Origin of the sequence: Thermodesulfovibrio aggregans (assembly GCF_001514535.1) — a bacterium.
Classification (GTDB): Bacteria; Nitrospirota; Thermodesulfovibrionia; order Thermodesulfovibrionales; family Thermodesulfovibrionaceae; genus Thermodesulfovibrio; species Thermodesulfovibrio aggregans.
The window spans coordinates 1-21280 of sequence record NZ_BCNO01000001.1; the positions used below are offsets into that span (position 1 = coordinate 1).

Genomic DNA, 21280 nt, shown 5'->3' on the forward strand with positions numbered 1-21280 from the left:
GAAGCTCTTCTATCTGTCTTTTTATTGCTTCTCTTTCAGACACTAAATTTTCAATCTCTTGATTTTTTGCTTTTAAAACTTCTTCAAGGGTATTAACTTTTCTTTGTAATTCTTCCTCCTGACTTTGTCAGTTAAATTTTGAAAATTATTGAAAATAAAAGATTTTTACAATGGTTTGCTTAAGCTTGTTCTTCTTCTGAAACTATGTTGGAGGGTGCTTTCATCCCTACTGCTTTAAGGATTTTTCTCCCTTCTGAGGTAAGTTTGGTCTTTATATACACTTTTCTACCATCTACTTCAATCTCTACATAGTTCATCCTGTTTATAGCTTCTCTGATTTTTTCCTGAGAGATGCTCTCTCCAGCTTTCTTTATCTCTATCTCAAGGGCTCGCTCAAGTAAAAAGGCTATGAAACACATCACAAAGTGCCCCCTTATTCTTCGCTCTGTCCAGTGAAATATTGGTCTAACTTCAAGATTGCTCTTCATACACCTGAAACTTTCCTCTATTCTCCATAGCTCATGATAACTGTTAAGTACCTCTGTGGCTGTGAATCCTTCTTCAGAGGTCTGTATCCCAAAATATCCATCAAAGACTTCATCCTGCTTTATAGCTTCCTGGTCTATCTGATACTCCACGGTGTTCAGTGTCTTTATGTATTTCCTGCCACCTCTCTTGATGAAGGCTGTGATTAATGAGGGCTTGCTTAAAAGTTCTTCCGCTTTCTGTATGAGCCTTTGCCTTTCTGCTCTGTCTTTTGCCTGCCTCTGTTTTGAATGAAAAACTATCAATCGACTGTCTTCACTTTGCTTTATCTCTTTGTATCTTATGTCGTCATTGATTTCTATGTAGCCCTGTTCGTTTAGTATTTCCCTCTTTATTTTCTCAGGCAGACTCTTTATTCTTGATGCTATGATGTAACCGTAGCCTCTGTTTTTTATTGCCTCTATGTTTATTTTGCTCATCAATGCTTTGTCAGCTACTATAACTACTTTCCTTATCCCAAATTTTTTGCTGAGTTTGTCAAGCATCACTTCAAGGGTCTTTCCTTCAAAGGTGTTGCCAGGAAATATTTCATATCCCACTGGTCTTCCTTCCATGTCTATAAGTAATCCAAATACTACCTGAACATGATTTATTTTTCCTTCTTTGCTATATCCAAATTCCCTGAATCCATCCCTTCGTTCTGTCTCAAAGTAAAAGGTCGTGCAATCATAAAACACTACATCAACCTTTGAATTAAATAAATCCCTGCTACGATTGAATAACTCTATCTCTATGGTCTCTTTATTCTCACTTAATACATCAAGACTCCGATAAAGATGATTGAGATGCACCTCGCAAAGTCCCATATATCTTGCCTGATGAAAATACATAGAATGCTTGCTCTTTGGTGAAAGCAGATGCTCAATGCTCATCAGAAAACAGCTTCCTACAAAATCATAGCTTGCTTTCTCTGGTTTTATCCTCCCAAGTATTTCACTCAGTCCATACCTATCCCACAACTTTTTGTATATCCTCCAGCCCCAGTTAAGAATTTCTGCATCTTTTAGTTTTTCAACCTCTACCATGTCAGCATTTAATATTTCATTGAGCCTTCTTACAAATCTTTTCATTCCAGCTGAGCCTCTTAATACATCAAGTCTTCCCATGTTGAATAATACTTCGTGTTTTACTTTGCCAGCTTCCCTGTATGAGCGGACTATCTGGACATACTGGCGATTTTTTGAACCTGTTATTTTGATGAACATGGAGATATAATACCACTGTTAAATGAATTTGTCAAGATAAAATTGAACAAATTTATAAAAAAGTTGCCACTACACTTTTTGAAAGTAAAAAATTAGAATGTAGATTTTTCAACGGTTTACAGCGATAAAATCGCAAAAATTAGCCTCCAACTGACAAAGTCAGGTATAATATAATCACTAGGCTTAATGAAGCAATTAAAGGAGTTAAAGTGTGAGAGAAAACATTTTAAAAAGAATAGTAAGACTTATGCCTGATGGAGTTTTTGCCATTGATTTATCTGGAAAGGTAGTTGTCTGGAACAGAGCTATTGAGGAGATGACAGGTATTGATGAAAAAGACATGCTCGGAAAGGGCAATTTTGAGTATGCAAACCCTTTTTATGGATTTCGGAGACCCATGCTAGTTGATTATATTTTAAATCCTCAGATGAGCTATCCAGAGCCTTTGAACAAGAAAGAAGGCTTGATTGAAATAGAGACCTTTCTTCCAGAGCTTTACGGAGGCAGAGGTGCATGGGTAAGAATGTCCGCTTTCTGTGTAGTTGATGAAGCCTGTGACATAATTGGTGCTGTTCAGATTGTAAGAGACATTACTCCACGGAAAAAGGCTGAAATTGAGTTAAAAAAGCTTTTTAATGTTATTGAATATTCTCCTGTAGGTGTTGCAATTTTAGAGTTTTCAGGAAAAATCACTTACTGCAATGAATCTTTTTTAAAATATACTGGATATCAAAGGGCAGTAGATAAAAACATCTTTGAGATATTTCCACAGATATCCCTATACGAAATTCACAATAGCTATTTAAAAGAGATTAAATTTGGAGGAAAAATTTTTCGTTTAAGAGGAATAAGACTTGAAGAAGAAAATGGATATGCCATATTCTTAACAGATATAACAGAACTGAGAAAATACGAGGAACAAATAATAATCTCTCACAAGATGGAGTCTGTAAGAAGGCTTACATCAAGCTATGCCCATGAAATAAAAAATATGCTAACAGGAATAAAAGGTTTTGCACAGCTTGCTCTTCAGACAGAAAACACTGAGCAGGCAAAATCCTATATGGAGAAACTTCTCTCAATAGTTGAATCTGTTTTAATGAACATAAAAGAGATACTTGGATTTGGTAGAGAAATCGGGAAAAATCCTGAGATTTTAGATTTAAAAGAAGTAATAAAAAACATAGTTATATTACTTAAGGCTTCCTTAAAAGAAAAAATTAATTTAGTTTTAGAATTTGAAGAAAGACCTCTCACAGTATTTGCTGACAGGACAGACATAGAAAAAATAATTACAAATCTTGTTTTAAATGCACAGGATGCAATGCCTGAGGGTGGTGATATAAGGATAGAGGCAAAATTAAAAAACATACCTGATAAATTTGTAAGCCTCACCGGGAAAAAAGAATTTGCAAAGAATTACATATGTTTATCCGTAGAAGACACAGGAACAGGAATTGACGAAGAAACAAAGGAGAAAATATTTGAACCATTTTTTACAACAAAGGGAGAGAAAGGCTCAGGTCTTGGGTTAACAACTGTTTATCATATCGTTCAGATGCTCAATGGATTTATTTTTGTTGAGAGTGAGCCAGGTAAGGGTACAAAATTTGAAATTTATATTCCTTTAAAGCAATGACTGCAAAAACTCTTCTTGAATTTATTGATTTAAGAGTAGAGAAAGAGTTCGAAAGAAAAAAGGACATTCTTGCTACTAAAGAAGACATTGCTGAGCTGAAAAGTGCCACGAGGCAGGATATAGAGGGACTTCGTTCTGATACGAAGCAGGAGATAACCAATCTTCGAGCGGAAATGAAGCAGGAGATAGCCGATCTACGAGCGGATACGAGTCAGGAAATAGCCAATCTACGAGCGGATTTAGAAGTAAAGATAGAAAAAGTTCGCGCAGATCTTATCAGATGGATGTTCATATTTTGGGCAGGTCAGATTGGTGCTCTTATAGCAATTCTCTCACTTTTCTTTAAATAACTTTAATTTTTCAGAGGATTTAACTCAATTTACTCAAAGACAGTAGTAAAAATTCCTTGATTTGATTATTATAAATTCATGTATTTTCCTTTGAGCATTGGAGTAGGAGGCAGTAAAAGCGGAGTTGGCAAAACTGCATTTATTGAAAAACTTATACAGAAGATTAAGAAAGAATTTGAAGATAAAGTAAATATTATCGCTGTAAAATATACAAAATCATCCCTTTATTCCTCTATTATTTCAGACCCATCAATAATTAACAGATCCGGTAAAGATACAGAAAGACTGAAAAAAGCAGGGGCTGATTTAGTTTACTGGGTTAAGGCAACTGAGCCTGATTTATCCGATGTTGTGGCAAAATTAAAAGAAGAAATTTTACGAGTCCTCTTGTCTTCAGTTCACATTAATACTCAGAAAACTATTTTGATTATTGAAGGTAATTCTATGGTAACAGTTATGCAACCTGATGTTATAATATTTCTTAAAGGTTGTGAAACAGAGTACATAAAATCTTCTGGAGAGGCTGTTTTAAAATTAGCAGATATAGTTATTGAAGGACAATATTCTATGGAGGAAGTTATGACAGAGATTGAAAAGACTCAGCAGAGAAAACTTATTGAAAGACTTCTTAAAGAAAGAAGCAATGAAGGAAAGATTACATGTGCAGAGGCAAGAAAGATTGCTGAAGAAATAGGAGTTCCTTACCTTGAAGTTGGAAGAGTAGCAAATGAGCTTAAGATAAAGATTCGTAAATGTGAGCTTGGCTGCTTCTAATGGGAACTATTTTTTTTGAGCTTGCTCTAACACTTTATTTTGCAGGATTTCTTTTAAGTCTTGCTGGTATTGTAAGGAAAAAGGATGACCTTGATAAAGCAGTTTTTTTATTAGCTCTGGCAGGTTTTATACTTCATACAATTTATCTCGTTATAAGATACATAAAATCAGGACAGGCACCTGTTTTTTCAATGCATGAAGCAACCTCTTTTTTTGCTTGGAGCATTCTTTTCATATCTCTGTGCATGAGTTTTTGTTACAGAGCAAAAGTTCTGAACTTTGGCGTAATACTCAGTTTTATCTTTATGTTTATCAGTGCTTTTTTCCCAAGAACTATTCCTTTTATAAAACCTGAGTTAAGAAGCCTGTGGATTGACATTCATGCTCTAATGGCTGTTTTTGGTATAGCCCTGTTTAGCATTGCTTTTGTTTTTAGCGTTCTTTATCTTATTCAGGAAAGGGCAATTAAATTTAAAAAATTCGGCGGTATTGAAAGAATCTTGCCAAATCTTGAAATTCTTGACAGAATAAACTACCGTCTCATATTCTGGGGTTTTCCCATTTATACCGTTGCTCTTGTTGTGGGATTTGTTAAATACTTGAGTCTGCTTGGATTTTTACTTGATCCTAAGGAGATATGGAGTTTTCTTACATGGATTGTCTATTTAGCAATTTTTTATCTCAGGGTAAAAGGTGACTGGAGAAAGAAAAAAGCAGCCTATCTTACAATTATAGGGTTTCTTCTCATTATATTCGGATTTTTTGGTATAAATCTTTTAACAGAGAGTTTTCATAAACCGCTATGAACCTTATAGTTTTAGGACTAAATCATAAAACAGCGCCAGTTGAGATTAGAGAGAAACTTGCATTTGATACCCAGGAAAGTATCAGAGAAGGTTTGAAAAAATTAACCCAAACTGAAGGGATTAAGGAAGCTGTGATTGTGTCAACATGTAATAGAGTTGAAGTTTATGTTTGCACAAACGGAGAAAATGAAAAAATTATAAAAAGTTTAAAACAATTTCTTTCAGAATTCCACAATATACCAATAAAAGATTTTGAAAACCATCTTTATATTTTCAATAATAAAGATGCGGTAATCCATCTTTTTAAGGTTGCATCAAGCCTTGACTCAATGATTATAGGAGAACCTCAGATTACAGGACAGGTTAAAGATTCCTTTGAAATAGCCCTTTCTGAGAGAGCAACCTCACTTATACTTAATCATCTCATGAACAGAGCTCTCTTTACAGCTAAAAGAGTGAGAAATGAAACCCGCATTGGTGAAAACCCTGTATCTGTTAGTTATGCAGCAGTAGGACTTATTAAAAAGGTTTTTGACGATCTTTCAAAGAAATCAATTCTTCTTGTTGGTGCAGGTGAGATGGCAGAGCTTGCAATGCGTCATCTCATAGGAAGTGGAATAAAGAATGTCTATGTTACAAACAGAACATATGAGCGTGCAAAAGAGCTTGCAAAAGAGTTTAATGGCATAGCAGTCTCCTTTGAAAATCTCAAAGAACAGATTGCAAAATCTGATATTGTCATATGTTCAACAGGTGCTCCCAACTATGTAATAACAGAGCAGATGGTTAAAGAGGTTATGCCTTTAAGGAAACATAAACCTTTATTCTTGATTGACATATCAGTGCCAAGAAATATTGATCCACTGTGTAATGAGCTTGACAATGTCTATCTCTATAACATAGATGACCTTCAGGATGTGGTGGACTCTAACATTCTTGAAAGAAAAAAGGAGGCTGAGAAGGCTTTAAATATCATAGAGGAAGAAACGGAAAAATTCTTTCAGTGGCTTAATTCACTTCAAAGTGTGCCTGTTATTGTTTCAATTAGAAATAAGGCTGAACAGGTAAGGCAGGAAGAGCTTGAAAAATTCAAATCCCGTTTCAAAGAACTTCCACCAGAGGTTATAGCTTCTGTAGATTATCTCACTCAAAGCATCATAAATAAGATAATGCATTCTCCAACAATAGCTTTGAAGAATAACTGTGACAACAAAGAAATCCTTATTTTTGCAGCAAGGAGGTTGTTTGGAATTGACAGTGAAGAGGAATAAGATAGTTATCGGAACAAGAGGAAGCAAACTTGCACTATGGCAGGCAAACTGGGTCAAACAAAAGCTTGAAACTCTTTATCCAGAGTTAAAGATTGAGATAGAAAAAATTAAAACAACAGGAGACAAAATTATTGATGCACCACTGGCAAAGATTGGTGGTAAGGGTTTGTTTGTAAAGGAGATTGAAGAGGCATTGCTTTCAGAAAGAGTTGACCTTGCAGTTCACAGCATGAAAGATGTTCCCACTGAGATTCCTGCGGGATTACACATTTCAGCAATATGTGAAAGAGAAGACCCAAGAGATGCCTTTATAAGCATTGATGGAAAGTCTTTAAAAGAGCTTCCCCATGGAGCTTCTGTTGGAACAAGTAGCTTAAGAAGAATGATTCAGCTTAAAGCATTAAGAGATGATCTGGAGATTAAACCTCTTAGAGGAAATGTTGATACCCGACTAAGAAAGCTTAAAGAAGGGCAGTTTCATGCAATTGTCCTTGCAATGGCTGGTTTAAAAAGGATGGGTTTTGAAAACATGGTTACAGAACTCATGCCCGAGGATTTAATGATTCCGGCAATAGGTCAGGGAGCAATCGGTATTGAAACAAGAGTTGATGATGACTTTATAAACGAAATAATAAAACCATTGAACCATGAGGAAACAGCCATCTGTGTTTTATCAGAAAGGGCTTTTTTATCGGTAATGGGCGGAGGATGTCAGGTTCCTCTTGCCTGTCATGCAAAGATTATAAAAAGTGACGGAGCAAGTTTTATAAAAATATTAGCCATGATAGGAGACCCTGAAGGTAAAATTCCTGCAATACGAGGTTTCCGTGAAGGAAGCATATCTCAGGCTCAAATGCTTGGTGCAGAACTTGCAGAAGAGCTACTTGAAAGAGGTGGGAATAAAATAGTTGAAAAGGTCTATTCAGAGACTAAATAAAAATTTATGTATTTTTCAGATACTCAAGACATAATTTGAAACTTAGAATTAACTTGAAATCGGTGTTACTGTTATAATGAATTATGAAATTTAAATACTCTGTTGAACTCTGGGAAAAACTTTTACAGGAAAAGTATCTGGAAAGAGAAAAAACAAGACTTAGAGTTCTTGAGTCAACAATTAAAATACTTAAGGAATACTTTAAGGACAAAAAGCTTGGTTCTCTATATCTGACAGGTTCTATACTTAAAGAAGGTTTTTTTTACGAATTTTCTGACATAGATATTGCAGTGGAGGAGTTTAAAGAAGACTATTTCAGAACAGTTTGTGAACTCGATGAAATTCTTCCGTATAAAGTTGATTTAATTGAAGTTGAAAAGTGTCCTTTCAGAGAGAAACTGTTACAGGATAGTATAAAAATACTATGAAAAAAGAGAAAGTTGCGCTTCTTTTAGGCTATTTTGAAGAACAAAAAAGAATAATAGACAATCTTTATAAAGAGTTACAGGAAGCTCAGTTTGATAACAAAAAGGATACTGTATATGCAGGTTTTCTAATGCACAATCTCTATTCTGCGCTTGAAGAACTAATGGAGGAAGTTGCAAAAACATTTGAAAATACAGTAGAGGACATAGCTAAATATCACAGAGAACTTTTAAAAAGGATGTTAATCAATGTTTACAGAATAAGACCAGCCCTTTGGAGTGAGGAAACTTTCAAATTGCTTGATGAAATGCGAGGGTTCAGACATATATTCAGGCATTCATATGGGTACGACCTGGATAAGGAAAAAGTAACTATATTGAGAAACAAGATTTTATCAAACTGGAATAAAGTTGAAGAAGATTTAGAGAGATTTCAAAACTTTTTGAAGAGTCTTTTGTAGTTTTACAAAAACTTTCAGGGAGAAAAAAATGAATAAAGGTAAGGTATTTCTTGTAGGTGCAGGACCGGGAGATGCAGGATTGATTACTCTGAAGGGAATAAGAGCAATAAAGGAGGCAGACTGCATTGTTTATGATTTTCATGTAAATCCAAGACTTTTAACCTATGCAAGGAAAGATGCTGAATTCATCTATGCCGGTAAAAGAGGCGGACATCATGAGATGACTCAGGATGAGATAAACAGGGTTCTTGTTGAAAAGGCAAAGGAAGGTAAAACTGTATGCAGACTCAAAGGTGGTGATCCCTTTGTTTTCGGAAGAGGTGGTGAAGAGGTAGAGGTTCTCGTAGAAGAAGGGATTGATTTTGAGATAGTTCCAGGAATAAGCTCTGTTATAGCAGTGCCTGCCTATGCAGGAATCCCAGTTACCCATCGCAAAGTGGCATCAGCCTTTACAGTCATCACAGGTAATGAAGATCTCTCAAAGCAGGAAAGGATTTTCACGCACATAAGAGCATCAAATCAGGCTGAAACCATGATTTTTCTTATGTGTGTGAGAAATCTTGATATAATCACGAACAAACTCATTGATGAAGGATTGTCTCCACAGACACCATCAGCCATTATTCGCTGGGGAACAAGACCTGAGCAAAAAGTAATTACAGGAACAATCAAAGAGATTGCTTCACTTGCAAGGGAGCATAAAATTTCACCACCTGCAATTCTTGTTATCGGTGATGTTGTAAAATTAAGGGAAAAGTTAAACTGGTATGAAAAAAAGCCTCTTCACGGTCAGAGAATTCTCATCACAAGGCAGTTGACTGATGAGTATTTAAAGCTTGAAGACTTCGGAGCAGAACTTTTTGTTTTTCCAACAATTGATTTTTTACCTCCCCAGGATTTTACAGAACTTGACAGGGCAATAAATGAAATAGAGCTTTATAACTTTATAGTTTTTCCATCTCCAAGGGCAGTTAAGTTTTTCTTTGAGAGATTTTTGACTCTTGGCAGGGATATGAGGGATTTAAAGGGAGTTTCAGTCTGCGCAATCGGCAGGGAAACTGCAAGGAGTTTAAGAGATTTCGGTATAAATGCTGACATAGTTCCTGAGGAGTTTAACTCTGAAAGTCTTACAAAGATGTTCAAAGAGGAGATTCTTCGCTTTGCTCATGCTGACAAGATAAGAATTCTTTATCCCCGCTCTGATATTGCAATTAAAGGCTTTGTTGATGAAATGCAAGCATCTGGTATTGAAATTGACGCACCTGTTACGTACAGAACAGTAAAGCCCACAGAGCATGGCAAAAGACTTGCAAGATTTTTAAGAGAAGGCAAAATAACAATTGCAACCTTTACATCTCCTTCAAGCTTTCTGAACCTGATTGATATTCTCAAAGATGAAGTTAAGGAGTTGCTTAAGGAGGTTACAATTGCTGCAATTGGGAAAACCACAGCAAAGGCAATTGAGGATGCCGGGTACAAAGTTAGCATAATACCTGAAAAATCAACAATAAAAGATATGGTGGAGGCAATTATTAAATGGGTAAAGCAGAAGCAGTCATAGTTGGTGGAGGTATTTCAGGATTAAGCCTTGCATACTTTCTGCTTAAAAAAAAGCCTGAGTTTGACATAAAAATCATTGAAGCAGAAAAAAGAGCAGGTGGAAAAATAGTTACTGAAAATGTATCTGGTTTCTTATGCGAAGGTGGTGTAAATGGATTCCTGAGTAATAAGCCTTCAACAATTGCACTTGCAGGTGAGCTAAACATTGAACCAATAAAAGGAAGTGAGGATTCAAAAATCAGGTATATTTTGATAAATGGCAAACTTACAAAAGTTCCTGACAGTCCTGTTAAGTTTTTCCTGTCTTCACTTATTTCTCTTTCAGGAAAATTAAGAATGATAGGAGAGTATTTTATTCCAGCTATGAAAGAAGAGGTTGACGAAACAGTTGAAAGCTTTGTATCCCGAAGAGTTGGAAGGGAGTTTTATGAGAAACTCATTGATGCCATGTCAACGGGAATATATGCAGGGGACCCTTCAAAGATGAGTATGAAAAGCTGCTTTCCAAAGGTTTACTTTCTTGAAAAGAAATATGGTGGATTGATTAAAGGCTTGCTTGCATTAAAAAAGGAGAAAAAAGATGTAAAGGCACAGCCAGAGACTGTTTTAATGTCCTTCAAAGGCGGGATGTCAGAGTTGATAAAGGTGCTTGAAAATGCTCTTTCATCAAGAGTTGTAAAGGGTAAAAAGGTTGTAAGCATAGTTAAAAATAACGGCTTTTACACAGTTTATTTTGAAGACGGTGACAGTATTGAAGCTGAAAAGGTTATCCTCGCATGTCCTGCCCATGAAGCATCAGAGATATTAAAAGAACTTGATAGAGAAGTTTCAGACATACTTAAAACAATTCCGTATCCACCTTTAAGTGTTGTTGCCTTTGGTTTTAAAAAGGAACAGATAGGTTTTGGCACATCCCTTTACGGATTTTTAATTCCTCACAGAGAAAAAAGAAAGATTCTCGGTACACTTTTTGATTCAAGCATTTTCCCCAATAGAGCACCTGAAGGTTATGTTCTACTGAGAACCATGATAGGAGGCAGAAGAGCTCCGGAACTTGCAATGCTTCCCGATGAAAAGCTTATTGATACAGCCATTTCAGAGTTAAGGGATATTTTACATATAAAGGGAGCACCCGAATTTATAAAGATATTCCGATGGGAAAAGGCAATCCCCCAGTATGAACTGGGACATGAAGAAAAACTCCGGAAGATTGAGCAGAGAATTTCAAAATTTTCCGGGCTTTATCTTACAGGCAATGCTTACAGAGGTGTGAGTGTAAATGACTGCATTGAAAACTCCATGAAGCTTGCCGAGAGAATATTGTTATAATTAACTATGCAAAACATTATAGAGGAGTTGAAAAAAGCTTTAAAAGACGAGAAAATTCCTAATTTAGCAGCAGCTTATCTTTTCGGTTCTGCTACTACAGGCAAATTAAGACAAGACAGCGACATAGACATTGCTATACTTCCTGTTCCGGGTATAAGTAAGGATGAAGTTTTAATCTTAATTTCTCATGTAGAAGATATAATAGCTAAGAAACTATCCAAATCGGGCATTAAAAAAGATATCAGTATTATCAACATGGTTGATAGATTTACTTCAATCTTGCTTCTTTTTTCAGTTGTATCCCAAGGTATTTTAATCTATGATTCAGAAAGATTCAGACCATACAGGATAGAATTTCAAAATATGATACTCAGAGAATATTATGATTTTGTTCCATACTACTTGAGTGAGATGAGGAAAAGATATAAGCATGCATAGAAAAATTGAATACTTTTCAAAGATTGAAACAATAGAGAGTTCTCTCCGAAAACTATCAGAAATAATCAAAAAAGCTTCTACCTATGACGAGTATGTCAAATTATGGATCATTAATGACGCTGCAGAGAGAAATTTATATCGTGCCATTGAAGCTCTTATAGACATAGGTAAAATTCTTGTATCAGATAAAAAACTCAAAATTCCTGAGAGTAATAGAGAAGTATTTTTGGTGCTTGCTGAGAATAACCTGTTTCCAACAGAGTATCTTGAATTGATTTATAAAATGATAGGTGTGAGAAATATAATTGTTCACAGTTATGATAAAGTGGATGACTCTTTAGTATATGTGATATTAAAGAAAAATTTGAAAGACATTAGAAAAATTCTGAAACTACTTCAGGAAAAAATTTGAAATACCAAACAACTAAAAAATATGCTTTCTGATATTTTTCTGTTTATTATTACAGGTTTAGCCCTGAGATTTTTGCTTACAATTTCGGGTATTTCTCCTGAAAAGATTGATTCAATCCGTGATAGAATTAACTACTTTGTTTTTTACTACATCATTCCATTTGTTTGCTTTAAAACCACATACACAATGCCATTCAGTCTAAGTCATTTAAAGATTTCACTAGTTGCAAATCTTACCATATTAAGTTGTGTTGCTTTATCATTGCTGATTTATAGGAAAATCGCTTTGATAAAAAATATAAAACCTGAAGTCACAGGCTCGCTTATAATGTGTTCTGCCTTTGGCAATGTTCTTTACATTGGATTACCACTTTTGACAAAGCTTTATGGAACAGAAGGTATGAGCTATGCCTTTACCTATGACTTTCTGGCAAGCACACCTCTTACATGGACAGTAGCAGTAGCAGTGTGCATGAAATATGGGAAGGCAAAAAGTTTCAAACTGAAAGATTCAATTGTCACTATTATCAAAATTCCGCCAATCTGGGGATTAATAACAGGAATTATTTTAAGAGAATCTGGTTTTATTCTTCCTTTTGAAATTATAAATGTCCTTAATTTAGTTTCAGTTTATGTGACTTCTCTTATGCTTGTAATTGTAGGTGTTTCTGTAAAAGCTGTAACTCCCGAAAGGCTTTCCATTGTCATGCCAGCAATAGTGGTAAAAATTCTGATATCTCCTTTTTTAGCTTTTGTGTTTGGTAGTTTGCTTGGGCTTTCAGGTATTCCTCTCAATGTATGCATAATTGAGGCAGCCATGCCTTCAATGTTGTTGAGCATGATTTTTGCTTCAGCCTTTGGAGTAGATATGAGAACAGCTATTGAGATGATTTTTCTTACAACCTTAGCTTCCTTGTCTATAGTTAGTTTTATGTTATTATTTTAATTTTTTTCTATTTATTCTATAATTAACAGAGAGAAAATGTTTTTACAGAAAATTGTAAATAAATTGCTGGCTCTTATTGAAAAATATCATCCCTTTAACTTCAGGTACTTTAAATTGCTCATCACTGTAGTTATGATAATTCTTCTTGGAATGGTTTTATTTCTTGGAGTGCTATCTACAAAAAAAATCACAGAAATCGTCACAGAAGATTTTAACCAGCAACAGCTCATGCTTGCAAAGCATGCAGCAAGTCAGATAGAAAACTCAATTGAGTTACTCAAAAGAGAAATAACTCTTCTTAGTCTTTCTCCAGCAATTCAGTATTCAGAAAAGCCTGCACTTATAAATAGAATGAACATTACCTTTTCAAGTGTAAAATATGAGGGAGTTAGAGAGATTAAATTAATTGAGGCTAAAACTCAGAAGGCATATAGAATTATTGAAGGAAAAAAATGTTTGATAGAATCAATTAATCAGGATGAAAAAAGATTTTTAAAGTGGGCATCTGAAGAAAAAAACAAAGGTCAAATATTTTTTACTGAAATAACACCCTGTCCAGATGAAGAAAATTCAAAAACTCTTATAATGAAAATGATTATTCCCGTATGGCAGATATCAATAGATGAGTCACATCCCGTTCCTACAAATAAGTTTTCAGGTGCTCTGATTTTTACTGTTGACGTTACCTATCTGGTAAGTAAGGTTACAAAAAAAATCAGGTCAGGAAAGACAGGATATGCATGGGTTATAGATAAAAGGGGTATATTCCTTTATCACGAAGAACAAAGTTTTATAGGACAGAATGCTTTTGAAGCAAGAAAAGGTAAAAAGCCCACCATATCATTCACAAGAATTAATGAAATTCAGAGAGAAAAGATGCTTAAAGGAGAAGAAGGAACAAGCTGGTATATTTCAGGATGGCATAGAGGTATGGAAGGTGAAATAAAGAAACTTATTGCCTTTGCCCCTATAAAATTAAAAGAACCCCCAAATTCAATAATGTGGTCTATTGCAGTTGTTGCTCCCATAAGTGAAGTTGAAGGTGCAATACAAACAGTTCACACCCAGCAGATGATTCTTCAGGGAATTATAGTAATTATAATTTTACTTGGTGGACTTTTTATAAACTTTATACTTGTTACATGGTCAAATATACTTGAAAGAGAGGTTACGAAAAAAACTGATGAATTAAAGAAATCAGAAGAAAAATATAAATCCCTAATAGAGAATGCAGAAGACATTATATTTACCGTTGACAGTGATGGTAAAATAGTTTCAATGAATAAATTCGGTCTTGAGTTCTTTAAAAAACAGGACACCCAGATATTTGGACAGCCCATCTCTGAAGTTTTTTTACCTGATGGAGTAATCCTTGCGATAAAAATAAAGCAAATCTTTAAAACAGGGCAAAGTAGTCAGATTACGCACAGAGTATTTTCAGATGGGAGGGATTATTGGTTCAATACCAATTTAAGAGCTTTAAAGGATGAAAAAGGAAACATCTATTCCATACTTGGAATTGCCCGTGATATAACTGATAGAAAGAAAATGGAAGAACAGAGTTACTACACTGAGAAGTTGGCTTCTTTAGGAACTCTTGCAGCAGGAGTTGCTCATGAGATAAATAATCCTCTTGCAATAATTTTAGGTTTTACAGATCTATTAATTGAAAAGACACCTCCTCAGTCTGAGCAGTACGATATTTTAAAAACTATTGAAAAACAAGCAACAAATGCTAAAAGAATAGTTGAAAATCTTCTTAGTTTTGTAAGACACAGGGAACAGAAGGAACAGCCTGTTGATATTAATGAATGTATAGAAAGTGTTGTTGATGTAATGAACAATACAATAACCATTAACAACATTGAGATAAAAAAAGAGTTACAAAAGAATTTACCTCATGTAAAAGGCAATGCAGGAGAACTTCAGCAGGTATTCTTCAATATAATTAATAATGCTATTCATGTTATGAAAGGCGGTGGTGTATTAACTATATCCACAGGATATGATGGACAATGGATTGAAGTTTGCATCTCTGATACAGGTTGCGGAATTCCGAAAGAACACAGGCATAGAATTTTTGATCCTTTCTTTACAACCAAAGAAGTTGGAAAAGGCACGGGTCTTGGATTATGGGTATCTTATAACATTATTAAAAAACACAATGGTATAATTACATTTGAAACCAAAACAAAGGAAGAATCAGAGACAACAGGAACAAAATTTATAATAAAACTACCAGCATCAAAAGAATAGAAGGAGGATTTATGCCAGAGAAAATTTTAATTGTTGATGATGAACCAGATATGCTTAAATTGCTTTCAATGATTTTACGGGAAAAAACACCTTATGAAGTTACAACTACAAACAATCCTGTTGAAGCAGTTGAGTTAGCAAAAAAGGGTGATTATGACCTTGTCATAACAGACCTTAAGATGCCAGGACTTGACGGACTTCAACTTCTTGAAGAGGTTAAAAAGCGTGATGAAGATGTTCCAGTTATAATAATCACTGCCTACGGAACCATTGATGCTGCTCAGGAGGCAATAGAAAAAGGAGGATTTGACTTTATCACCAAACCCTTTAAAAAAGAGCAGATTCTATTTACAATAGAAAAAGCTTTGAAATGGTTGAGAGTTCAGAGGGAAAACAAAATGCTCAGGGAAAAACTTAAAGGCAATTCCTGAAGGCTAAATATCTTTTATATGCTTTTTTATAAAGTCCTCTGTATACATCTGGGCAACCATGTCATTAAATAATACCATATCAAGCTGTTTTGTATAGGCTGTAAGTTTTCCAAGAATTTCAAGTCTTTTTTCTATTTCCGGTATTGTATATTTTGTTAAAATCGCATCTATAACATCTTCTTTTACTGAGACTCTAAAGTTCATCTTTTTTAAAATTTCAGTTATGAGTTTTACTCTTCTTAATCTTCTATCAAGTGCTGCACCACCACCTTTGAAGAAAAATTTAATGTAGTTGTCATTTATATTTTCTCCTGTGTATGCTTCAATCATTGAAAAATGATAACCAAGACGGATGCTAAAGTTCATATAGTTTTTTGTTATTATGCAGAAACTCTTTTTAGCTGTCTCTCTCAACTGTTCTTCAGGTATTGAAACAGTATGGGCAACCATCTCAAGAAATCCTTTAGCATCAACAGGTGGAGGACCGGGCCACTGCATACTTCTCATCCCTCTTAAGATGGCTTGAAGAGGGATTGAAATAATATTTTCTGGAGTAGCCTTTCTTACATCCTCCTTAAGTCCACCTTCTATATCAAGAACAAGTACACCAATAGGAATTTCTGCAATCAAAGGAACAGCATGGTGTTCGCTGTCATATTTATCCCACATGGTAAACATTTCATACATGACCATCTCGTGACAGAATCTTGTAATATCATGAAATGTTTTACAGTTTTCAGGTTTGAACTCCTCTGCTAAGGGATCAACAAGATAGAGAGGAACAATAAGTTTTAAAACTTTTTGAAGGGTTTTGAACAAGGTTGTCTCTTTAAAAGGTTCCTTAATACTTTTATATGCTTCAATGAGTTCTTCAACTTTCCCTTCATAAATTACACAGTTTGTTGCATCTACAGTTATTTCCTGTCCATGTTTTATCATTTTTGTAGCATTTTCAGTATTAATCAAAGTAGGCACATTATATTCTCTTGACAGAGATGCCATATGTCCTGTTGGGCTTCCCACATCAGTAACAATTGCAGAAGCTTTATTCATTATGACCACATACTTTGGATTTGTATGCTTTGCAACAAGAACATCTCCTTCTGAAAAGTCTTTTAATTCCTCTTCAGATTTTAAAACAAAGGCTTTTCCATATCCCACACCTTTACATGCAGTAATGCCTTTTTCAACTAAAATATTGTAGTCTTTAATTCTTGTAGGTAAAAGTACTTTACTTTCTTTCTTTTCTATAATTCTCAGGGGTCTTGCCTGAAGGATAAAGATATTGTCGTTCTCATCAACTGCCCATTCAATATCCTGTGGACATCCGTAATACTCTTCAATTTTCAAAGCCATTTTTGACAACTCAACAATCTGTTCATCACTTAAAGAAAGCGTAGCATGGCTGTCTGGTAGAGGAATTTCTTCTATGTCTCCTTCTTCTTTACATAAAAGCATTTTGTTTTGTTTACCTGGAATTTTTTCCAGTATTGATATGTCAGGTTTTCTGCTAACTATATAGGTTTCAGCTGTGACAGCACCATCAACAACTAATTTGCCAAGCCCCTTAACTGCATTTATTATTATGTTTTCACTTTCAGGATTATTTGGATTTTTAGAATACATAACACCACCAGCCTTTGCATTTACCATTGAAAGAACACCCGCAGCCATTACCATCTCTGTTTCAGAAAATCCCTTTGTTTTGAAATAAAATATCGCCCTTGTATTGAAAAGACTTGCTATAACTTTCTTGTAAGTTTCTACTATTAAATCCTCGGGAACATTAAGAAAAGATGAGTACTGACCGGCAAAACTAAAGTCAGAGTCCTCATGAATAGCACTGCTTCTTACTGAAACAGCGCATTTTTTATTGATTTTTTTACAGAGTTCTTCGTAGGATTTTTTTATGGAATTTGCAATCTCATCAGGAACTTTGGCATTTATGATTAATTGCTGAATTTTTTCACTTGCTCTGGTTAATTCATCAATTTTTGTTATTTCAACACTATTTAAAATTTCAGAAATTTTTTCTTTAATTCCTGTTAATTCAAGAAACTTCAAAAAAGCATAGGAAGTTACTGAAAATCCTTCAGGTGTTGGTAGCTTAAGGATATTTTTGAGTTCTGCAAGATGGGCTATTTTGCCACCAGCAATGGTTACAGAGTCCTTATCAAGTTTGTCAAGAGAAATTGTGAAATCTGTAACAGGTATTTCTATTTTTGATGCGAGAATTTTTTCAATTTTTTCTTTTATTTCACTATAAACTTTTTCTAATGCTTTATACTTTCCTTCAGAAAGAGCATTAAGGTTTTCAATTATATCTCTAACCCCATCAGATATAGCAGTAACACTTGTTTTTATGTAATGCATATCAAAGAGATACTCACCGGAGAGTTTTTCCTCAAGGTCAGCCATTATGCTTAGAACATGATTATTTTCATTAAGGACTTTCTGAAAATAGGAGTATTTTTCTTTTAAAAGTGCTTTCAGTTTTTCTTTCTCCTCTGTTTTTTTAGTTTTAGACTTAAAAAAACCCCAAAAATCTACCATGTTTCATTATAAACGATTTTAATCCCTTTATAACATAATTTTTTTTGACAAAATTTTCAACCTCAAGTATGATATATAAAATTACAATGTTACATTATAACAATATAATAATGTTATTACAATATAACAAGAGGTAAAAATGGTAGAGTTAATAAGCAGGGATGAGCATGAGAAGTTGTATTTGCAGTTATTTGATATTCTCAAGAAAAAAATTGAAAACAAAGAATGGACTGCGGGCATGCAGATTCCCACTGAGGAGCAACTCTGTAAAATGTTTAATGTAAGCAGGGCTACTGTAAGAAATGCTGTTTTAGAACTTGTAAGGCAGGGTTATCTAACAAGGCAGCAGGGCAAGGGGACATTTGTAAGCACCAACTATATCTCAGAAGGATTGATAATGACAACGGTATTCAAAAAACTATGGGTTGAGGATGATTCAGTTTTTAGAAAGAATGTTCTTGCAAAAACAGTAATGATGCCTGTAGGTGATTTAAGCAAAGAGCTGAATATTCCTGAAAACAGGCATGTAATATATGTAAAAATTCTATGGCTTGTTCAGGATGAGCCCTCTATTTTACAGGAATCCTTCATTCCATTTAATATATGTCCTCATCTGCTTGAAGAAGACATTGAGACTCAGTCAATAATTGACCTTTTTGAGAAAAAATATAGCATAAAAACAACGAAGGTTAACAATTACTTTGAATTAATTTTTTTAAATAAAGAACTGGCACAGTCTTTCGGAATATCCGAAAACTCTCCTGCTATTTTGATGACTCAGAAGGTTTTCTCAGGAGATACGGTTATTCTTCTTAACAGATTTTACAAAAGAAATGACGGGAATAAATTATTTATTGCTTTTCAGAGAAAAGCATTATAAACCTTAGGAGGTGGGGTATGTCAGATGGAAAATTAGTAAAGGATGTGATGCTGGGAATATTTGAGTATCCTCATATTCCCTACTGGTTCAGTATTGAACAGGCAATCAAGGTTGTGAAGGCTTCTTTTATTCAGCCTGAAAAACACATGGATCCGCTTGCTGTGCTTGTTTTTGATGAAAAGTATAATCTTCTTGGAACTGTAACATTAAAGGATATTTTAAGAGGGCTTGAACCTACATTTCTTAAACAACCAGCAAAGGCACAGGTTTTAGAGGAAGAAAAAACAGGGCTTGCAGTTGTCTGGGATAGTCTTTTTAAAGAGGAGTCAAAAAAGCTTGCTCAGAAACCAGTTAGCGAGATAATGGTTCCTGCAAAGCATTTTGTTGACCCAGGTGACCCTGTTACAAAGGCTGCATATCTGATGATTCATTTTGACCTTCCAGTGTTGCCTGTTATTGAGGACAAGAAGAAGTTTGTTGGCATTGTAAGAATGGTTGAAGTATTTGATGCAATTTCAGAAGAAATCATAAAAGAATAGGAGGAACAAATGGCTGAGAAAAAAAGACCAGAAGGTTTACCTGAACCACCACCTGAAATCTATGTGGCAAAGGAAAAAAGAAAGATTAACTGGAAAAGAATATTTTTTATCTTTTTAGGACTTGCCTTTTTCTTTGGAATCTATTTCTCACCTGCTTGGCCCGATGCTGTAGACCCGATGGGAAAACATTTTCCACTTTCAAAAGAAGCAAAAGGAGCAATTGCATTATTTATGATGGCTGGTATATGGTGGGTTTTTGAGGTTGTTCCAATAGGTGTTACAAGTATTGCTATAGGAGTTTTTCAGGCAATATTCGCAATTCGTTCAGCAAAGGATGCTTTCCGTGATTTTATGGATCCATCTGTTATGTTTATATTCGGTTCTGTTGTTGTTGGACTTGCCTTTACAAAAACAGGACTTACAAAGAGACTTGCTTACAACATGCTCAATGTTGTTGGCGAAAGGACAAGCATGATTGTTCTTGGTGCACTTGTTGTCACAGCAGGGCTGGCTCACCTGATGGCACATACTGCAGCAGCAGCTACTGTATTTCCAATCCTTCTTGCCATAAATGCTCTTTATGGAGAAGGAGACAAACCAACAAATTTTGGTAAGTCTCTTTTCATAGGTATGGCTTATGCTGCAGGTGCAGGAAGTATTGTTACATTTCTCGGTGCAGCTCGTGGTCCAGCAGCAGCAGGCATGTTTAAAGAGTTCACAGGAAGAGACATAGGATTTTTTGAACTTACAAAATACATGTTCTTAGTTGGATGGATAATGGTATTTCTTATATGGGTTTATCTCATGGTATTTCTCAAACCTGAAAAGAAAGCAATTCATGGTTTAAAGGACAAAGTAAAAACAATGATGAAAGAACTGGGACCAATGACAGGGCAGGAAAAGTTTGTAATAATCTGCGTTCTGGCAGTTATATGTGTGATGTCCCTTCAGTCCTTTGTTCCTGCTCTCAAGCCTCTTGACCGTTCTGCAATAATGCTCTGTTCAACGCTTCTTTTCTTCCTGACAGGAGTTCTTACAATAAAAGAGCTTGAAGAGATTCCATGGAATATAATCTTACTTTTCAGCGGTGCGATGAGCATAGGTTTCTGTCTGTGGAAAACAGGTGCTGCCCAGTGGCTTGCTGTAAACTGGCTTGTCATGTTCCAGCAGGCACCATGGATTGTATTTGTCCTTGCAATTGCAACCTTTGTTCTCATAATGACAAACTTCATAATGAATGTGGCTGCAATTGCTATTTCACTGCCTGTTTCCCTTGTTATTGCAAACTATCTTGGTGTAGCACCCGATGTTATACTTTATGCATCTCTTGTTACAGCAGGAATGCCTTTTCTTCTCCTCATTGGTGCAGCACCCAATGCAATTGCCTATCAGTCAGGTCAGTTTACACCAGGTGAGTTTTTCAAGCACGGTATTCCAATGAGCATTATTTTGATTTTAGTGCTTGCAGTATTTCTTGTTACAGTCTGGCCCCTTCTGGGGATGCCAATACTTTTAAAATAGGA

The 21280-nt window shown here is 35.1% G+C and carries 20 protein-coding genes; 18 read left to right on the top strand and 2 right to left on the bottom strand.

What is annotated here, in order from left to right:
• Positions 1-179: 179 nt before the first annotated feature.
• Positions 180-1751 (bottom strand): IS1634 family transposase, encoded by a 1572-nt coding sequence (locus tag TAGGR_RS00005; RefSeq protein WP_059175332.1) that lies wholly within the window; start codon positions 1749-1751, stop codon positions 180-182.
• Positions 1752-1962: 211 nt separating this feature from the next.
• Here TAGGR_RS00005 and TAGGR_RS00010 point away from each other — a divergent pair, with 211 nt between their 5' ends.
• From TAGGR_RS00010 to TAGGR_RS00080, 15 genes are all read left to right on the top strand, one after another.
• Positions 1963-3390, top strand: coding sequence for a PAS domain-containing sensor histidine kinase (locus TAGGR_RS00010; RefSeq protein ID WP_059175333.1), 1428 nt, complete (start codon positions 1963-1965; stop codon positions 3388-3390).
• The gene (locus tag TAGGR_RS00015; RefSeq protein WP_059175334.1) at positions 3387-3740 is read left to right on the top strand and encodes a CCDC90 family protein; all 354 of its coding nucleotides are present in this window, start codon (positions 3387-3389) and stop codon (positions 3738-3740) included. The genes TAGGR_RS00010 and TAGGR_RS00015 overlap by 4 nt, the downstream gene beginning before the upstream one ends.
• Positions 3741-3818: 78 nt before the next feature.
• On the top strand, positions 3819-4514 hold the full coding sequence (locus TAGGR_RS10355; RefSeq protein WP_153000398.1) for a molybdopterin-guanine dinucleotide biosynthesis protein MobB: 696 nt from the start codon (positions 3819-3821) through the stop codon (positions 4512-4514).
• Complete coding sequence (locus tag TAGGR_RS00025; RefSeq protein ID WP_059175335.1) at positions 4514-5320, top strand: cytochrome C assembly family protein; 807 nt, start codon at positions 4514-4516, stop codon at positions 5318-5320. Before TAGGR_RS10355 ends, TAGGR_RS00025 begins: the two co-directional genes overlap by 1 nt.
• Positions 5317-6591 (top strand): glutamyl-tRNA reductase, encoded by a 1275-nt coding sequence (gene hemA, locus TAGGR_RS00030; RefSeq protein ID WP_059175336.1) that lies wholly within the window; start codon positions 5317-5319, stop codon positions 6589-6591. The genes TAGGR_RS00025 and hemA overlap by 4 nt, the downstream gene beginning before the upstream one ends.
• Positions 6578-7528: a hydroxymethylbilane synthase gene (gene hemC / locus TAGGR_RS00035; protein WP_059176514.1), complete on the top strand. Its 951-nt coding sequence runs from the start codon at positions 6578-6580 to the stop codon at positions 7526-7528. Before hemA ends, hemC begins: the two co-directional genes overlap by 14 nt.
• 83 nt (positions 7529-7611) lie before the next feature.
• Positions 7612-7956, top strand: a complete 345-nt coding sequence (locus TAGGR_RS00040; RefSeq protein ID WP_059175337.1) for a nucleotidyltransferase family protein — start codon at positions 7612-7614, stop codon at positions 7954-7956.
• The gene (locus TAGGR_RS00045) at positions 7953-8414 is read left to right on the top strand and encodes a ribonuclease toxin HepT-like protein (protein ID WP_059175338.1); all 462 of its coding nucleotides are present in this window, start codon (positions 7953-7955) and stop codon (positions 8412-8414) included. Before TAGGR_RS00040 ends, TAGGR_RS00045 begins: the two co-directional genes overlap by 4 nt.
• Before the next feature lie 28 nt (positions 8415-8442).
• Positions 8443-9975 (top strand): uroporphyrinogen-III C-methyltransferase, encoded by a 1533-nt coding sequence (gene cobA, locus TAGGR_RS00050; RefSeq protein ID WP_059175339.1) that lies wholly within the window; start codon positions 8443-8445, stop codon positions 9973-9975.
• Complete coding sequence (hemG, locus tag TAGGR_RS00055; RefSeq protein WP_059175340.1) at positions 9951-11303, top strand: protoporphyrinogen oxidase; 1353 nt, start codon at positions 9951-9953, stop codon at positions 11301-11303. Before cobA ends, hemG begins: the two co-directional genes overlap by 25 nt.
• Before the next feature lie 6 nt (positions 11304-11309).
• Entirely contained in the window at positions 11310-11741 is a 432-nt protein-coding gene (mntA, locus tag TAGGR_RS00060) for a type VII toxin-antitoxin system MntA family adenylyltransferase antitoxin (protein WP_059175341.1), read from the top strand.
• Positions 11734-12153, top strand: a complete 420-nt coding sequence (gene hepT, locus TAGGR_RS00065; RefSeq protein WP_059175342.1) for a type VII toxin-antitoxin system HepT family RNase toxin — start codon at positions 11734-11736, stop codon at positions 12151-12153. The genes mntA and hepT overlap by 8 nt, the downstream gene beginning before the upstream one ends.
• A 21-nt stretch (positions 12154-12174) precedes the next feature.
• Positions 12175-13098, top strand: coding sequence for an AEC family transporter (locus TAGGR_RS00070; RefSeq protein WP_059175343.1), 924 nt, complete (start codon positions 12175-12177; stop codon positions 13096-13098).
• 36 nt (positions 13099-13134) lie between these two features.
• On the top strand, positions 13135-15354 hold the full coding sequence (locus TAGGR_RS00075; RefSeq protein WP_059175344.1) for a sensor histidine kinase: 2220 nt from the start codon (positions 13135-13137) through the stop codon (positions 15352-15354).
• A gap of 11 nt (positions 15355-15365) precedes the next feature.
• A complete protein-coding gene (locus TAGGR_RS00080) occupies positions 15366-15785 on the top strand; it encodes a sigma-54-dependent transcriptional regulator (protein ID WP_059175345.1) in 420 nt (139 codons plus the stop codon).
• Between the two features lie 3 nt (positions 15786-15788).
• Here TAGGR_RS00080 and TAGGR_RS00085 read toward each other — a convergent pair whose 3' ends face one another.
• Positions 15789-18338 carry a PEP/pyruvate-binding domain-containing protein gene (locus tag TAGGR_RS00085; RefSeq protein ID WP_059175346.1) on the bottom strand — a complete coding sequence of 850 codons (2550 nt, stop codon included), beginning with the start codon at positions 18336-18338 and terminating at the stop codon, positions 15789-15791.
• A gap of 139 nt (positions 18339-18477) precedes the next feature.
• On the opposite strand from TAGGR_RS00085, the gene TAGGR_RS00090 reads away from it, so the two are divergent.
• Genes TAGGR_RS00090 through TAGGR_RS00100 form a run of 3 tightly spaced genes read left to right on the top strand, consistent with a single transcriptional unit; the run spans position 18478 to position 21278 of the window.
• The gene (locus tag TAGGR_RS00090; RefSeq protein WP_059175347.1) at positions 18478-19218 is read left to right on the top strand and encodes a GntR family transcriptional regulator; all 741 of its coding nucleotides are present in this window, start codon (positions 18478-18480) and stop codon (positions 19216-19218) included.
• Between the two features lie 17 nt (positions 19219-19235).
• Positions 19236-19757: a CBS domain-containing protein gene (locus TAGGR_RS00095; protein ID WP_059175348.1), complete on the top strand. Its 522-nt coding sequence runs from the start codon at positions 19236-19238 to the stop codon at positions 19755-19757.
• A 9-nt stretch (positions 19758-19766) separates the two neighbouring features.
• The gene (locus TAGGR_RS00100; RefSeq protein ID WP_059175349.1) at positions 19767-21278 is read left to right on the top strand and encodes an SLC13 family permease; all 1512 of its coding nucleotides are present in this window, start codon (positions 19767-19769) and stop codon (positions 21276-21278) included.
• The last annotated feature ends 2 nt before the right edge of the window (positions 21279-21280 follow it).

Bases quoted from the DNA above. Each gene is read 5' to 3' on its own strand.
- hemG (WP_059175340.1), top strand. From the start codon at position 9,951: ATGGGTAAAGCAGAAGCAGTCATAGTTGGTGGAGGTATTTCAGGATTA.
- TAGGR_RS00095 (WP_059175348.1), top strand. From the start codon at position 19,236: ATGTCAGATGGAAAATTAGTAAAGGATGTGATGCTGGGAATATTTGAG.
- TAGGR_RS10355 (WP_153000398.1), top strand. From the start codon at position 3,819: ATGTATTTTCCTTTGAGCATTGGAGTAGGAGGCAGTAAAAGCGGAGTT.
- mntA (WP_059175341.1), top strand. From the start codon at position 11,310: ATGCAAAACATTATAGAGGAGTTGAAAAAAGCTTTAAAAGACGAGAAA.
- TAGGR_RS00015 (WP_059175334.1), top strand. From the start codon at position 3,387: ATGACTGCAAAAACTCTTCTTGAATTTATTGATTTAAGAGTAGAGAAA.
- TAGGR_RS00045 (WP_059175338.1), top strand. From the start codon at position 7,953: ATGAAAAAAGAGAAAGTTGCGCTTCTTTTAGGCTATTTTGAAGAACAA.
- TAGGR_RS00080 (WP_059175345.1), top strand. From the start codon at position 15,366: ATGCCAGAGAAAATTTTAATTGTTGATGATGAACCAGATATGCTTAAA.
- hemA (WP_059175336.1), top strand. From the start codon at position 5,317: ATGAACCTTATAGTTTTAGGACTAAATCATAAAACAGCGCCAGTTGAG.
- TAGGR_RS00005 (WP_059175332.1), bottom strand. From the start codon at position 1,751: ATGTTCATCAAAATAACAGGTTCAAAAAATCGCCAGTATGTCCAGATA.
- TAGGR_RS00025 (WP_059175335.1), top strand. From the start codon at position 4,514: ATGGGAACTATTTTTTTTGAGCTTGCTCTAACACTTTATTTTGCAGGA.
- TAGGR_RS00070 (WP_059175343.1), top strand. From the start codon at position 12,175: ATGCTTTCTGATATTTTTCTGTTTATTATTACAGGTTTAGCCCTGAGA.
- cobA (WP_059175339.1), top strand. From the start codon at position 8,443: ATGAATAAAGGTAAGGTATTTCTTGTAGGTGCAGGACCGGGAGATGCA.
- hepT (WP_059175342.1), top strand. From the start codon at position 11,734: ATGCATAGAAAAATTGAATACTTTTCAAAGATTGAAACAATAGAGAGT.
- TAGGR_RS00075 (WP_059175344.1), top strand. From the start codon at position 13,135: ATGTTTTTACAGAAAATTGTAAATAAATTGCTGGCTCTTATTGAAAAA.
- TAGGR_RS00040 (WP_059175337.1), top strand. From the start codon at position 7,612: ATGAAATTTAAATACTCTGTTGAACTCTGGGAAAAACTTTTACAGGAA.
- TAGGR_RS00085 (WP_059175346.1), bottom strand. From the start codon at position 18,338: ATGGTAGATTTTTGGGGTTTTTTTAAGTCTAAAACTAAAAAAACAGAG.
- TAGGR_RS00100 (WP_059175349.1), top strand. From the start codon at position 19,767: ATGGCTGAGAAAAAAAGACCAGAAGGTTTACCTGAACCACCACCTGAA.
- TAGGR_RS00090 (WP_059175347.1), top strand. From the start codon at position 18,478: ATGGTAGAGTTAATAAGCAGGGATGAGCATGAGAAGTTGTATTTGCAG.